Source organism: Xenorhabdus griffiniae (genome assembly GCF_037265215.1).
Taxonomy (GTDB): domain Bacteria; phylum Pseudomonadota; class Gammaproteobacteria; order Enterobacterales; family Enterobacteriaceae; genus Xenorhabdus; species Xenorhabdus griffiniae.
The window spans coordinates 1,365,821-1,380,944 of sequence record NZ_CP147737.1; the positions used below are offsets into that span (position 1 = coordinate 1,365,821).

At 49.5% G+C, this 15,124-nt stretch carries 14 protein-coding genes; 2 read left to right on the top strand and 12 right to left on the bottom strand.

What is annotated here, in order from left to right:
* Nucleotides 1-174: 174 nt before the first annotated feature.
* The 6 genes from WDV75_RS06100 to WDV75_RS06125 all read right to left on the bottom strand — a co-directional run bounded on the left by WDV75_RS06100 (nucleotide 175) and on the right by WDV75_RS06125 (nucleotide 7,332).
* Nucleotides 175-627 (bottom strand): hypothetical protein, encoded by a 453-nt coding sequence (locus tag WDV75_RS06100; protein ID WP_273570489.1) that lies wholly within the window; start codon nucleotides 625-627, stop codon nucleotides 175-177.
* Nucleotides 628-630: 3 nt separating this feature from the next.
* Nucleotides 631-2,346 (bottom strand): S-type pyocin domain-containing protein, encoded by a 1,716-nt coding sequence (locus WDV75_RS06105; protein ID WP_273570490.1) that lies wholly within the window; start codon nucleotides 2,344-2,346, stop codon nucleotides 631-633.
* Nucleotides 2,347-2,365: 19 nt separating this feature from the next.
* Nucleotides 2,366-3,151 carry a DUF4123 domain-containing protein gene (locus tag WDV75_RS06110; RefSeq protein ID WP_273570491.1) on the bottom strand — a complete coding sequence of 262 codons (786 nt, stop codon included), beginning with the start codon at nucleotides 3,149-3,151 and terminating at the stop codon, nucleotides 2,366-2,368.
* Nucleotides 3,148-5,154 (bottom strand): type VI secretion system Vgr family protein, encoded by a 2,007-nt coding sequence (locus tag WDV75_RS06115; RefSeq protein ID WP_273570492.1) that lies wholly within the window; start codon nucleotides 5,152-5,154, stop codon nucleotides 3,148-3,150. Before WDV75_RS06115 ends, WDV75_RS06110 begins: the two co-directional genes overlap by 4 nt.
* Nucleotides 5,155-5,186: 32 nt before the next feature.
* Nucleotides 5,187-6,944 carry a type VI secretion system baseplate subunit TssF gene (locus tag WDV75_RS06120; RefSeq protein ID WP_273570493.1) on the bottom strand — a complete coding sequence of 586 codons (1,758 nt, stop codon included), beginning with the start codon at nucleotides 6,942-6,944 and terminating at the stop codon, nucleotides 5,187-5,189.
* A 100-nt stretch (nucleotides 6,945-7,044) separates the two neighbouring features.
* A complete protein-coding gene (locus WDV75_RS06125; RefSeq protein WP_273570494.1) occupies nucleotides 7,045-7,332 on the bottom strand; it encodes a hypothetical protein in 288 nt (95 codons plus the stop codon).
* Nucleotides 7,333-8,007: 675 nt separating this feature from the next.
* Here WDV75_RS06125 and WDV75_RS06130 point away from each other — a divergent pair.
* The gene (locus WDV75_RS06130; protein ID WP_273570495.1) at nucleotides 8,008-8,877 is read left to right on the top strand and encodes an integrase domain-containing protein; all 870 of its coding nucleotides are present in this window, start codon (nucleotides 8,008-8,010) and stop codon (nucleotides 8,875-8,877) included.
* A 256-nt stretch (nucleotides 8,878-9,133) separates the two neighbouring features.
* Entirely contained in the window at nucleotides 9,134-9,403 is a 270-nt protein-coding gene (locus tag WDV75_RS06135) for a helix-turn-helix domain-containing protein (RefSeq protein WP_273570496.1), read from the top strand.
* A gap of 633 nt (nucleotides 9,404-10,036) precedes the next feature.
* Here WDV75_RS06135 and WDV75_RS06140 read toward each other — a convergent pair.
* From WDV75_RS06140 to WDV75_RS06165, 6 genes are all read right to left on the bottom strand, one after another.
* Complete coding sequence (locus tag WDV75_RS06140) at nucleotides 10,037-11,065, bottom strand: tyrosine-type recombinase/integrase (protein ID WP_273570497.1); 1,029 nt, start codon at nucleotides 11,063-11,065, stop codon at nucleotides 10,037-10,039.
* 109 nt (nucleotides 11,066-11,174) lie between these two features.
* Nucleotides 11,175-12,173 (bottom strand): TraI domain-containing protein, encoded by a 999-nt coding sequence (locus WDV75_RS06145; RefSeq protein WP_273570498.1) that lies wholly within the window; start codon nucleotides 12,171-12,173, stop codon nucleotides 11,175-11,177.
* Nucleotides 12,174-12,400: 227 nt separating this feature from the next.
* Nucleotides 12,401-13,090 carry an N-6 DNA methylase gene (locus tag WDV75_RS06150; RefSeq protein ID WP_273570499.1) on the bottom strand — a complete coding sequence of 230 codons (690 nt, stop codon included), beginning with the start codon at nucleotides 13,088-13,090 and terminating at the stop codon, nucleotides 12,401-12,403.
* A gap of 117 nt (nucleotides 13,091-13,207) precedes the next feature.
* Entirely contained in the window at nucleotides 13,208-14,131 is a 924-nt protein-coding gene (locus tag WDV75_RS06155; protein WP_273570500.1) for a DUF1281 domain-containing protein, read from the bottom strand.
* A gap of 90 nt (nucleotides 14,132-14,221) precedes the next feature.
* On the bottom strand, nucleotides 14,222-14,530 hold the full coding sequence (locus tag WDV75_RS06160; protein ID WP_273570501.1) for a TA system toxin CbtA family protein: 309 nt from the start codon (nucleotides 14,528-14,530) through the stop codon (nucleotides 14,222-14,224).
* 9 nt (nucleotides 14,531-14,539) lie between these two features.
* Complete coding sequence (locus WDV75_RS06165; RefSeq protein ID WP_273570502.1) at nucleotides 14,540-15,088, bottom strand: hypothetical protein; 549 nt, start codon at nucleotides 15,086-15,088, stop codon at nucleotides 14,540-14,542.
* Nucleotides 15,089-15,124: the final 36 nt, after the last annotated feature.

Sequence of the window (15,124 nt, forward strand, 5' to 3'; positions counted from 1 at the left end):
AATATTTTTTCTGGCAGGTATTTCTCATCTCTCCGTGTTACCGGGTTAATGTATTAGCCCGGTAACACGGAGAAGACAAGCGCAGCGCGTCAGTATCAATCTGAACGATCAAAATGATTGTGCGAATAAAATGCTTATTACATTAACTGACCGCATTTTCAGAAATTGTACTTATCATATGAGTCCAAGTTCTCTTTCTAATTTTTTGTAAAAATTCAATATACTATTTAGATCTGTTCTCCATTCAGATATTTTGTTCCCATCCTCAGTTTCTGTATAGCGAGGCTCTATGAAATCATTTATTCTATCAGGAGAAAAACTGGGGCAATTATCTATAAATAAAGTTTGATTTTGTATAAAAATCTCTTGTTCTTTGAAATAAATTATCCATATAAAAATAAAATTGACACTACTAGGTTCATACATAGAGACAGCTAATGCAGCATGATCTTTTTTATATAGGCCTTCTTTAAGAGATTTCAGCCAACTTTTTTTATAATCATGTATATTCCAATAGGTTATTGGTAGATGGAATTCCTCTTTAAAATCATCAATAATGATTGACGATGGTAAAGCTGGCTCTCCGAAAAATTCAATAACAGAATTTTTTGTTACAATATCAAACATAATTTAATCCTTAATCCTATTTAGTTCACTATCATAAGTACCCATTCTTTTACCTTTTTTATCCATCATTTTCCAACCATTAGTAATGTTGTGTCCATCTACATCTGGTGTGATATAAGTTTTTGTTTTTTTGTTGTAAAACACAGTTTGTCCATGAGAGTTAAAAGGTGCTTTCTGTGCTGGAATTCGTTGGTCATAACCTAATTTTTTAGCAGCTTCAATAGCATCTTTACCTTTAAGTGACGCGCTCAAATAAACATAAACCGCCGGCACGCCCTCAATCGGGAAAACCAGAATATAATCCTGGAAATCACTCTCCTGTACCGGTGTGGTCGTTTTCGTTGGCCCGCGGTCTGTTCCATCCGATATTGGCGTTTCTGTTTTGTTCCCCGCCATTTCATTCGGATCTTGCTGCGGGTTGACCATAATCCCGTCCCGCCACGTTGGCTGCTCTGGGATTTCCAGGCCGGGTGTTTGACCGGTCATGCTCGGATCATCAAGCGGCACGGTGTTGACATTGATTGGCGTACCACGCTGGTTAAAATATTGAGGTAATTCCTGCGGTGATAATGCCTTATACATTGACGACGCGTTAGTGTACCAGACCAGTATAGGCGAATCTGCGCCATCCTCCCGAAATTCGTATGTTCCCGGTGCGGTTTGCTTCACATGACGCACTTTAACCGTATCCATACCACTTCCTTCGCGGGTATGGTAACCAACCACCTTCACTTTTCCGGTCTTCTCATCCTCCACAAAACGATAGCGAACACGGGTCTCTGCACGGCCTTTTTGATCAGCCAATTGTTTCAGTCTTTCGAGCTGGTGTTGAGCCGTGTCACTGTCAGCGCCAAATGCCCGTTTCAGAGCCCCCCAGGCTAACTGTGCCCGGTCCGTCGGTGTGGAAGAGACAATGGCGGCCATGAACAGCTTTTCTTTCTCAGAAATCAGTGGCGGAGCACTTTCGGTTTCCCATGATCCATCGTTATTACTCGCCGTACCCACTGCCGCACCCAATGCCATCTGCGTTTCCATTGCCTGAAACACCAGCGGATGGGCTTGTGCCGGTGGCACCACTTGATCAAGCAGCCACCCTATCGGCACCATATACCATGGCGGCGTGTTTTTATTCTGCGCCGCAGAAGCCGTTGCGGGTGCTGGCAGGTAAACCTGCAATTGACCAAAATTGGCTGCGGGCTCGGTTTCTGTGCCCGCATCGGTGCAACCCGCGGGTTGCAGGCAGGATTTTGCAAATACTGGTTTCACAATGCGTTCGACGGCTATCACATGCCGGCGGTTATGTTCGGGTATCACCGTGATGCCCGGATATTCGCGGTCAGTGTAATATTTTGTTTGCAGGGCTTCTTCTGTCCAGCCTTCGATCTTCGGCAATCCATCACTGAGTTCGCCCGGCATAATCGCGGAGGAGGAACCCGATGCTTGTTCATTTTTCACCGCTGCAACAGCGGGTTTTTCAACCAATTGGTTTGCCAATTTCTGCGCATCCACATGCAGAGTCATAGGAAGCGGTGATAAATTTTCTTCCCGCAGTATTCCCTGACCATTCGTCACGCCATTGGCCTTGATCACCCCATCCCGGCTTTTCAGGTGATAGGGAATACCGATTAATGGCTTGCCCTGATTATCCAATAACTGAAATTCCAGCCAGTGTTTGAATGTATTGCAGGGAACACAATCTAATCTTCCTGTGTCACTCATTCGATTAATCCTTTATTGATTAAGTACGTTGTGCATCAATCTCGCTTCCTGCCAGAAAGTCATGGAGGGTCAGCGCCTGTAAACGTGAACCCTGTTGGCGGTGCTGACGCAGCCATTTTTCAAGGTTACGGATCAAAGTACCTTCGGGCGTATCCCGTTTCAGTGCCAGTTCGCCCTGTGCTTCCCACAGTTCATACATCAGCGTTTTTGCGAGTCCTTCCAGTGCAAAATCGGATTGCTCCCACGCTGCAATCAGATGCGGCTCCAGTACAAAAGGGCGTTCAATCTGGCTGAACGGGCATTGTGCCGGTCGAAGAAAAACCGTCGGTTCAGGCATATCCACCATCAGCTCAGTGATCGGGTTAAGCAGAGATGTCCAGTCTGTCGGCTGCATCGCGGGCATCAATACCCGCAGAATACGCGTATCCATGAGCCGGAAGACGACCTGTTCATCTCGCAGGGTCACGAGCTGGTGACGTTGCCAGTGATCCAGTTGTGCCTGCCAGCCCGTATCGCTACGGTATGCCCAGCCCCAACTGCCGTCACTGAACGCGTGGTGGTCGAGCAGACTAGCAAACATGGACAGACAGTCCATTTTCGGCTGAATAAGCCACGACCCCTGCTCCATCAAGTGAGCAAGCGATGTACCGCTATACAGGGGAAAAGCCTGTTCAACCCAGTTGTTCACATAGAGCGTGTTGACAGGATTAGGCACCGAAAGCGGGTTGATCATCAGGTAAACTGGCGGTTTGTCAGATCCGCCCAGCCAGGTTGCCCAGCTTGTTTTTTGGATAGAATCAATCATGACTGCCCTCCCTGCGGGGATTTAATCACCCAGGCAGCATTCTCCTGAGCCTGCAATGCACAATATTTTTTGACCGGAAATTCCACCATTGGCAATGGCTCCACACCTTCCGGTAATTGCAGTGAAATACCGCGACCGCTGCCGCCTGAACCTTGTCCAACATTAATCGGTGAGCAGAGAATGCCACCCGGTGTAACTTTGAGAAAACTGCCGCCCACTTTCAGGGTGATTTCTGCTGCCGCTTCCAGTACGACTTTGCCGCCACTTTTCAGGTGGATTTCCTGCCCGCTGTCAATCACGGTCGCATCGCCAGTCTGGATATGCTGGCTGCCGGCAATCCGGTGTGACACGTCCCCTTCGGTGGTGATTTTGCGCGAACCGGCGACCTGATGATGGTCATCAGCGCGGATATCGTGGTAACGGTTGTTATCGATGCGTTGTTTCTGGTCGTGCTTGATATGCCAGTAGGCATCATTTTCGATATGCGCGGTCAGGTCTTTCTGACCGTGGAGATAGATTTCTTCGCTGCCTTTCGCATCCTCAAAACGCAGTTCGTTAAAGCCTTTACCCTTGTGGGTTTTGGTTTTAAACGTGGTACGGGTTTTTTCTGCCGGCAAATCCAGCGGCGGGCGGTTCAGGCCGTTGTAAACACAGCCGGTGACGATGGGGCGGTCGATATCCCCATTCAGGTAGGAGATAATCACTTCCTGCCCGATGCGGGGTATCGCCATAAAACCAAAGCCGTTACCGTTCCAGCCCTGAGCCACGCGTACCCAGCACGATGCGCTATCATCGGGTTGGTCATAGCGGTTCCAGTGGAAATGGACTTTAATCGCCCCGTCTTTATTGACGAAGATTTCTTCGCCTTCCGGGCCGACCACGATGGCGGTTTCATCGCCATCTGCCAGCGGTTTGTAGTGGAAAGGCGGACGATAATCATCCAGACCGGAAATAAAACTGAACTGGTTGGAAAGTATGGTGCCTTCACCGGTATCATTTCCCAATGCCTGCGGGCAGCGCCCGTGATGGCTGATACCGACCACCTGCCAGCGCACATTAAGCGGTTTATGGGGATGATTTTTTATCTCGAAGATTTTACCTGGCATCAGTTTGATACAGTTACTGCTACCGCTGCCAGTCTGTTTCTGGTTATCCAGCGCTTCCTGCCGGTATTTTAAAAATGGAATGGCGGCGGCATCTTTCTGGAAGCGTCCGTAACTTTCAAACACGGTGTAAGGTGTCTGGCTGTCGAAATCGCGGAAGCCTTCGCTGCTGTGCATATGGGAGAGATGATAGCGCGGGTTTTCCGGGTTGAAATCTTTGTGCAGGCTGCGTTGCGGGCTCATGCCGACGCCTAACCGTACCTGATAAATCGTATCTACCCCGTGCGCGGTTTCCGGCTGGGGCTGGTATTGCAGCGGTAAGCCAGCGGTCATGCCCAGATGGCGGTCACTGAAAAACAGCGTTTCATCCTCAAACCAGAAACTGATACCTTCTTCCGCGGCTAACCGGCTGAAAAATGCATAATCGGATTCGCGCTTCTGGGTCACATATTCCCGGTCCTGATGCACATCGTAGAGTTTTGAATCGGTTTTTACCCGATGTTTTTTCAGCAGGCTGTTTAATATCGTCGGCACATTTTGCTGATGATAAATCCGGCTGTCCTGATTGAGCGTCAGCCGCCAGCAGGCAGGCCGCACGGTGACGGAATAGATTGTCTTATTACCATCGGTGCCCACCCAGTCCGCATGGGAGATGATGCCAGTGATTTTGCGCTGCTCCGTTTCACCATAAAAAACCTGCAACACCGCTTCCTGCATCAGCAGCGAGGCCAAATCAATCTCCGCCTGTGGCTTAAACGGATTCGGGTTGCCCGTTCTGACCAGTGTCAGATTGAGGGTAAAGAGTTCGGATAATCCTTCCTGTAGAGAAAAATCGCCAACCGCAAAGGTGTCTTCCGGCACACCGGCGATGTGGCAGGTAAAACGTAATCCACTTTTCATTTTTATTCCTTATCGGTTATGACATGCATGTCTTACATGGCCGGGCGTAATCCATCGACATGCCAGAACTGCCACAGCACTTCACTGTTGTCCGGCGTAAAAATCTCCAGCATGACAAACGAAGATTGGGTGATAAAACAAGCCAGTGCCTGATTGATTAACCGGCAGAAGCGATACATTTCGCCCTGATTACGATAACAATCAGGGTTCAGCGTCAGTGAGAGTAAATGCCCGCGAATGGGGCGCCCCCGCCGCATCCGGTCAGTCAGACGCTCTTCCACCTGTACAATGCCGTCAATGTGTTGGCGGAACTGGCGGCTCAGCGGACGGTTGGTCTCGCTATGCGGGTCAAACAGGCGGAGAAACTGTTTCAGGCTGTCGGTGGCAAATAACATCATCGGCGGACTGGAGAGGCAGGAGAGCAGCGGCCAGCCGTTATTTTCCTGTAACAAGGGGGGATAATCGGCCACCACCGGAATAATATTCTGCACATCAAGATGGGACGGGGCACTTTCCGGCGTCACGGTAATGGCGCTTTGTGCCAGCATCAGTGCCTGCTCATGGTAGCCGATGAAAGAGCACGAGACAGCAATCTCCGGCAGATTGTTTGCCGGTTTACCGGTCAAATCAAAAAAACACAGCCGATGTTGGATCCTGCCCAGAAAATCCTGCTCAGTCTGAAGCTGGTAGTAAAACGTGTCGGGCTGCGCATCGTCATCGAAAAAACGCCCGACGGGAACAAATTGCTCAATCGGCAGCCAGTGATAAGGTGCGCCACGCTGCCCACTGTCTTCGGGCTGCACCACCACCTGAACCTCCCGCAACCGATACAAGCACACCGAACCGCCCAAGGGCAGCGGATAGCGGTGATTACCGGCTTCCAACCGGACAGGCGGGCTGGTCTGGTTTTCCAGATGGATCGCCGGCACACAACCCAACCAAAATGCCCCCTCGACATCATCCAGCGGCAATTCACCCCCGAAACGCAAAATCAGCTCAAACGTGCCATCATCATTCAGCGGGATTTTTGCGCAACTGCTGCTGATATCCAGCGTGACAAAGTTATAAAGCGCCGGCAACGCATAATATTCCACCAACGGTTGCAGGCCGGAATAGGGACTTTGGGCGGTGGGCAGCAACGGTTCGTCAAGCAAGCCATGCCAGCCATCAGGAAAACTTTTCATTGTTCGCCGCTCACCCTGTGTGTTCAGGCTGATATCACAGATATGTTGATCCAGCCACAAGCTGAGCTGGGCGGCGCGCTCCGTATCGGTGCCAAGGAAAAAAGATAAGGCTCCGCTTTGCCAGAAAGAAGACGCCGTGCCGGTTTGGCATAGTGTCAGGATGATTTCACTGTGAGTGCCCGTTTTCCTGACTGCGCGCGCCTGTATAATCAACGGTTCAATATGCAAAGGGCGGCAGGTTTTAAAGTTGATCAACTGCCCGTTAAGGCTGGCAGACACCGATGTACTGATCGGGATCTCGGCAGTGCCCTGATGTTCATCATCTGTGGGCGTAAACTGTACTATTGTCGTCGGTGGAATAGGACACAGGGCTAACGGCCAGATACGGGAGAGAATACCGTGAACAATTTCGGGCAAATTATCCTCCAGCTTGTCCCGCAGATTGGCAATCAAAAACGCAAAGGCTTCGAAAACACGGGCAATATCAGGGTCATGAGAGGAAACCAGAAACTCAGCCAGATGCGGTGACTCTTTCGCGATGTGCTCAGCCAGCTCTCGCAGGTAAGCGCGCTCTTTTAGATAAAGCGATTCTTTGTTGTTTTTCATTGAATTTAACTTGTGTTTTATCAATTAGGCTTCGGTATCATGCTGAATCTCAGCGAGATAAAATGCGTGGTTGAACAGCAAAGCACATTTATTCTACACATTAATCAATCAAATTAATTAACGAATTAAATCCAGTTTTTGGCGGGTGTTGGCAGAATATAGGGGGATTATCGGAATATGCACGGTAATTCAGGCAAAAATCAGGCTGGCAGGAATAGTTAATGGTTTGACTCTCGCCTGTCTGACCGTTAATATCTTTCTCTACAAAAATGATCCCTCGCCTGTCAGGATCGCCTTCGGGTGGCGAATGAAAACTCCTGTAGCCTGCAAGGGAGAGCAAGCATTGCGGTACATCTGCCCACCTTTGGAAGCAGATATTGTCAGACATAAACCCCTTGTCTGGTAATGAAGGTTTCTTAAACTAAAAATACGCCCAAAAGGTGTTTTTACCTTGTCGCCGAAGGCGTGTTGAACGTAGGTTCATACACTGACTTTTCAAATCAACATAAATCCTATTTATCTTCAATGAACAACAGGATGGCTTTTGCACATCCGTTCATACTTTTATCTATCCCTGTTTGAATTATTCAATAGACAATTTTTCTACCGCTAAACCATTAACGCATGACTACCGTTTGACATTGAATCTGGCGGCGTTTTGCTGTACCCGTTGGTATTTCAACGCTTGCATAGTCTTTGCTGATTGTTCGAAAACTCAAGGCGTCACTTTTTGCGGGTTACCGTTGAAAGTGACGCCGCAGCCAAAGCACAACACAACCCTGACAGACTCAGGCCTGCTTCACCACGCAGTGAATCTGGCACTGCATTTTTAGATTGAAAAAGGAGAACTTGACGATATCGAGGCTGGCTTTTTTGCCGGTGGGGATGACCTGTTTATGCAGGCGGCAGTACCGTGTACTCAACCGATACCCCGCAATACCTCAACTTGTGTTCACTCTGGCGCACAGATATCGATCAAGGGCAAAGCAGGTTTTTCTGTTTTGCCAGAATAGTCGCGCGCCAGAGATTGCATGTTGTCAGGTATAGGTCGCGGGAGAAGCTAATGAGTCGATTGATTAAGGAATTAAAATTTTTTGCCCGGCAAGGCGGCGGTAGTCATAAAACCTGCCATGATCGCATTCGGATCGCTGGGCGTTTGGGCGCGCTGTTACTGAGCCTGAATATTCAGGTCAAAAGCCTCAATAATTTGAAAGTCAAACATGTAGAGCATTACGTTGATGCCCGTTTATCTCAGGGGATTGCTAAGCGCACAGTGCAAAATGAAATGTCCGCACTGCGTAATATCTTCCGCATGGCAGGCCGGGAAAAATTGGAAACCTCGCCGCGTTTGAGCAATCAGGCATTGGGATTAAGCGGCACCAGCCGCGCCGGAACTAAGCAGGCGATCCCTGATACTACGTTTCAGGTTGTTTATCAGAAAGCACGTGAACGTGATGCCGGATTTGCCGTCACCTTGAAACTTGCCCGCTTACTGGGATTACGTTCTCAGGAAGCGGTGCAATGCAGTGCTTCATTGAAAAGCTGGCGAAAACAATTAGATCAACCAGAGCCGAAACTGCATGTTGTCTTCGGTACAAAAGGTGGCCGACCAAGACAAACCCGTGTACTGGATATCGCAGCGGTAAAAGAGGCTGTCGAACAGGCCATTACTATTGCAGAACAACGTGGCGGCAGGCTGATTGATAAACCCGATCTCAAGCAGGCCATGAACTACTGGCGGACACATACCACAAAGATTGGTTTAACAGGCTGCCATTCTCCCCATAGTTTGCGCTATGCATGGGCACAGGATGCACTGAATTATTACCAACAGAATGGTTTTAGTCGTCAGGAGGCAAGGGCATTGGTTTCAATGGATTTGGGGCACGGTGATGGTCGCGGGCGTTATGTAGAGCGGGTTTATAGCTGTTAAACTTAGCCGTTCAGTTATTGAGTTAGATAAAACAATCAGTTAAAGTATTCCTGCCATTAGCAAAATCTAGTGGTCAAGGTTTAGCAGCCTTGTGTACCCAAACACTGGTAGAATATTTCTGCCAGTGCGCTTGCTATCACCCTTTCAATGGTGGTTCAGGCAGGGGAGGCTTCGGCCTCGCCGGTGGGTACTCCGGTCTGCTAACCCTGCTTTGAATCACCACCATCAATATTAATTAATGGAAGGGGTAGCAGGAATGAATAATAACAATGTTCAAAATGACTGGCATCAGGCCGATATCATTGCAGCATTACGTAAACGTGGTACAACCTTAGCGGCGCTCTCCCGTGAGACGGGACTCAGTTCATCAACCCTAGCAAATGCACTCAGCAGACAGTGGCCTAAAGGCGAATGGATCATTGCGAACTATCTTGGTATCCATCCCTCAGAAATCTGGCCCAGCCGCTATTTTGATAAACAGGGTCAACTGATTGAGCGTAAAATTCGCAGTAAACCACAGGAATAACCCGCTGTAATTTGTGATCGATGTCGTAAAAATGATAATTTTTTATCTCAAGCCCTGAGTGTGAAATGACAGTCAGATTTGACCATTTTTAACCCTCACGGCTTTTTTGCTTTAAGATGATTAAAAAGAACGCAATAAGTAAGATAAATAATTAAAATCAGTCAGATAAGAAAGAAAAAACAAGCAAAAAAATCTGGGGGCATTAAAAGGGGCATAAAAGGAAAGTCAGGTTATATACTTTTATTATTCAACAAGTTATAATATTTTTCGATTCCGCCTCCGGCACCAAGTTTCCATGCGGGTTTGTCGTAGGTTGTTAAATTTCCTGACAAAAGCGCAAAAAAGAATCAATCGTTAATTAAATGTTAAATACTAATCAGTTCAATTTGTACTGTTTAGTCGAGAAGAACATTTAAGACAAGGTTTAAGGGTGACTGTTTTTCAGTTACCCTTTTCTTGTTTAAGGTAATGATTTCAGTAATTGATTCTGATGTCAAGTGAGGTGTAAACTTCGCGGGATGCCAGTCCGGTATCAATTATCTTTTTATACCCTCCCTGTTGATGCAGGGCAGTTCAATCCATTCCATCCTCCTAAACCCTGATTGAAACTCGCCCTGTCCTTTTTAATCCATTTTATTCCTTCTCACCGGCACTCTCATCAGAACGATCGGTATACAACCCCAGTTCCCGCGCCAGTGTTTTCCCCGTTACTTCCATATCGAGATCGATATACTCCATCGTGGTCGCCACATTACGGTGCCCCAGTAGCCTTTTCACCAGCGGCAGATTACGATCCGGTGATTTCATCAATGTCGTGGCCACCGTATGACGAAAACGGTGGGGGGAAACCGCGAAATCACACTCCCTGGACAGCCGACGAAAGAAAGAACGGAGCTGTTGTTTTTCCCGATTGATATCATATTGGTAACGGGAAAGCCGGCTGGGGTGCGGCACACTTAACCGACTGAGATCGAAAATCGGATCGTTGCCTTCCGCCCCGGCAGCCACCGCCCTTGCCACGAGTTGTGCCAACCGGGGTTTGAGTTGCGGGATAATCGGTATCTCCCATTCGCTGTGGTTTTTACTGCCTTCCAGTCCCAGTTCAATATAATTGCTTTCCAGGTTAATATCCCGCAACCGCAGGTGCAGTAACTGGTTCTGGCGCATCCCCGTAAAGCGCAATGTCGCCAGTACCGTTGACCAATACCAGGTCGGATACAGGGCACACCGCCCTCCCCGTGGTATCCCCCCAGTCCGTTCTTCTTCAGCAAATTTTCCCATCAACAGATTAATACGGGTTATCTGCGATGGGCTCAGGATCTTCTTCTTTTTCTTCTCTTTTTTAACCACCGCGTTGTTAAACGGGTTTTCGGTGTGGGGCAGCAATTTTTGCTCCATACCGAAATTAAAGATCGCCCGCAGGTGAGACACCTTATTATTCCAGGTGTGGCTCGACTGTTTTTTCTCCACCAGAAGATGGCGCCGCCACCGCAATATATCCCGGTGAATAATCTGCGCGGGTGATACCGCTTCCCCCATAAACCGGATAAAACCCCGTGTGACCTTACGATAACTCCATTCGGTATCCGGTCTCAGGATATGTGAAAAAAAGTATTCTTCTAATAGCCCTTCCCAACTGAGGGTTTCTTCTGTTCCGTGCATCAGTTTTTTCCTGTTATCAACAACACAACCCAGCGGCTTTTCAATAGAAAAAGCCGTTAATCATTCCGTTAAAAATCAATCACAAATTGAAATTATTTCATTATTAATATCATGGCAACGTCTCCCCGGCAGGAACCCTATTTTCTGGCAGCCTGCCTGTGCGTTTGCTTATTTTTAAATCGTTATCATTCTCATTTGCATGTATAGACAATGAAAATTCATCATTGGATTGAAATAATGACAATAACGTCTGGGTATCGTCAGCCGTCGATGGCGAGGGATTTTTCATTTCATTTGCGGAAACAGCTTCCGGCCTTGTATCCGCTTCAGAAGCCAGAACCGTTTCGGCTGCTGTCGGCAAAACCGCCCGTTTCACCAACGGAGAATGAACCTGCCCGGCAGCCTCCTGAAGCAATGCCTCTATCAGCGGGACAGTGGAAGGACGCCCGTTGAGATGCTGCATCAGACAATGCCAGGCCTCCGGTACGGTCACCAGCCACATCATGGCTTTTTCCGGTAACAGACAGGCAGCCAGCAACACTTCCTGCGGAACCGACGGTATGTTCTCCGGTGCGCGAAACCGGAAACGAAACGGTTTGTCGGGAATACCAATGCCCGGTTGCCAGACCTGCCCGTCTTCCAGTTCCCCTTCGAGCTGCCGCAACAACGGCAGGTGGTAAAACAACGCTGCCCAGAACACCACCGCCTGCCATAACAGGCTCTGGGCGGCCTGCGTTTCCGGTGCCGCGCCCGGCGGGAACAGATGCCCTTTTGCTAACCGCACGGCACAGGTGGTCAATTGCAGTGTCAGGTCAGCAAATCCCCCCAACCTGGACCATTCACCCGCCGGAACTGCGGGAATTTGCTGCACACTGCCCAGCAATTGCTTCACCGGCGCAAGATAAAAACGCTGATACAACCCTTCCGGCAAGGCACTGTTTTGCCATAATTGCTGAAGACACTGACGGCGCAGGGAGGTGGCCAGTAACTCATCCACTGATTGCGGCCGGAAATACCCCCCGCTGTCACGAAGGGTTTCCGGTAGTGCGGATGATTGTTGCGGTGTGGCAGACTGGCGGACAAAATGCGATTTAAAACGCTGGAACATGGCTTTTCCTCTTTGGGTTCAAATTGAGCCCAGTGTCGGTGAATCCCAGCCTGAAACAAGGAAAAACTCTTTACGCGGAAATGAAAATTAAACTGACTCGATTCATTCATAGATTCACTTATCGAACCACCTTAATTTTAATTATAAATCAATGCATTAACACCCCTCAAAAATAAGAAAGCGCCCCGAAAGGCGCATGAGAACAAGAGAATAGAAGCTGAAAAAATTCAGGTTGCCGGGGACTGTTTATGCGCCCGTAAACGGCGCGGCCAGTTACCCAGATAATGCGCCGGCGTATAACGTGTCCGTTTGCTGCCGCCATTATCCAGCGCATTGCCGATAGTGACCGCGGCCGGAATGCCGGCCAGGGCAAGCTGGATGTAAGCCATCACGGCGGCCAGCGGGTCAATATCAATCGCCGACACCCACAGGCTGCATAACGGGTCATGCCCCAGCTCTCTCAAAACGTCGGCAGCGGCCAGTGTCATACAGCCCGCCCCACAAGCCGGCTCGTACAGGGTCACAAAGGGTTGCGCCTGCAAACGTGCAGAGATATCCTGCAACTGCATCTCCGCCATCATTCTGGCCACGCTCCAGGGGGTAAAAAACTGATTAAGGGCTTTATCGCCCAATCCCAGCTGCATAAACACACTGCCAAGAAAATCACAGGGTTCCTGCGCCAGTCCAAGCATGGTACAGGAAAACAACTGCACAATCCGGTCAACATCTTCCCGTTCGTACTTGTTGAGGGTTTTCAGGTAATACTGCTCCAGCGCCTCACTGTAACAGTACCGGTTATGTATTGCTGCCATCGTACAATTGCAAAAATCCTGAAAAACCTGATAACGACCGTGGTAACGCGCCGTCTGGTTAAACAAAGCGATAAAGGCTTTCTGGTGATTCGGTTGTGATGCCATCACGTATTTTCTTTGCAAAAAAATACGGGGAAAACACGTTCCGAAAGGGGAACCTGTTTTCCCCTTTCGGTTGAAGTGAAGATAAAACAATAAAGTAATGATGGGTTAAATAACGCGTTATTGTCCGACCGCGATGGCCGGCACGGGCAGGTTCATAGCCTGCTTTTCCTCGTTGACCAGATAAAGCGCCGGCCGGTTTTCCCGTCCTGACAGTCCATTACCGCTGTCCACATGCTCGCCCTGGTCATAGCAATCGTAGCCTTTGAGGCTGCCTGACGGTTCGCTGTACCCGTGGCGGATTTCACAGTCAAACACCGATGACAGTTCCCCCATCAGTTCGGCTGAAGGCGGAGCCCAGGGAGAATCAAAACGCACAGTTAAGCTGCTGACATGGCGGCGCTCCCAGCGAACATGGTGACCCAACGGCCATTCCATACCGTATTGCGCGTCGTAAAACTGCGCCGCCGTCGCAATCCCTTTTAGTAAGCCACTGTTACCGTTAATCTCCGTCGCCAGCCGGGTTGGCATTATCATCAGCATATCGCAGGGCTGTGCCGACTCTGGATAAACGTTCAGCTTATCCCAGCACGCGCCGATATCGGGTGTCTCAGACCAGCCCACCATCCCAAACCAGTCGGTATACTGGCGGGTCAGGAGACGGGTGATAATATCACGCGCCGGCGCCGGGATGTTTTCCCAGCGTACCAGGCTCAGACTGGACTGGCGATACAGGTTATCTATCCGTTTAATGTTGTCGCTGTTTAACGGCACATTATCCTGCAACAATGCCAGCCACTGGTCAAAAGCCAGGTTCTGCGCTGTCGGTGCCGCTGTACCATGCACTAACGCCGGATACGGTGTATAGGTTTGTGGTTTGGTGGGTTTCAGTATCCCCGCACAGCCGGCGAGAAATAACCGCAGGCTTTGCAGCACGGCCTGACGGTAGCGGGGAATTTCTTCACCGCAGACCCATTGTTGCATCACGTCAATACACACCGACTTGCCGGTGATGTCCAGTTGATTGGTATACCATTCTGCCATGGTCAGGCTCCTCATTGGATTGATAAACATAAACCGGAGGAAGCGCGCCATCAGGGCACGGTTCCCCCGATGGGTGATTGAAAAATGGGTTTATTCGGACGGTGTCTCGTTGTCCTGGCTGAGCAGTGCCTCGGTAATCCCGCAGTCGAAAAGCACCCTCAGCTCATCATAAATCCCCAGGTACGGTGTACTGCCCTGCATACCCTGCGCATTTAGCCGGGTTAAATCGTATTTATCCACTAACGCGTTGATAGCTTCAAAAGGCTGAACGCCACGGGCCATCAGTTCCGCCACTGTGTCCGCTTCACACAGGGCCGTATCAGCCAGGTTCAGGCCAAAATGCCGCTTCAGCAACAGACCGGCAATCACCTGCCAGGCGGTTAAACGTAAAGGTGCCATCGTCATACCTCACGCATTAACGCTGACTGTCGTGCCATGCCGGAGAATAGCCTGCACTTCACGGCACTGTTGATAACCGGGTGAAACCACATGCAGCGACAGTAAGTGCGCTTCATGCCACAATACCCAGGCCGCCTGCGTATTCTGCCAGCCCTGCTCAAGTGCGGCTGACTGGCATAACTGCTGCTGTCGCTTTTCCAGTGACAGGCATTCTGAGGCCAGCGTCACCGGCTGCGCCCAGACAATCTCGTCATAAAACCGGCCACCGAGCACTTTTTCATCCCGGGCGTCATAAATCATGACGGTCAGCGGGAAAAAAATGCCCTTCGTTTGATGAGATAACGGTTCCGGCACCGGCCAGTCGCCCAGCAAATGGATAACTTTCAGGCGCTGCACCGCTTCGGTGACTGAAGCCGCTTCGCACACGGCCAGGGTTTCTTCCCGCAGGGACAATGGCCTTTGTGGGTGCTGCATCAGGCCGGTGACCTGAACAGTAAAAATGTCTTCACGTAATTCAACACCGGTGTTATCCGGTGCCGGTAAAAAAATGGGGTTCATTTGTATTTCCTTGATTTGAGGTCAAATAAAGAAAAC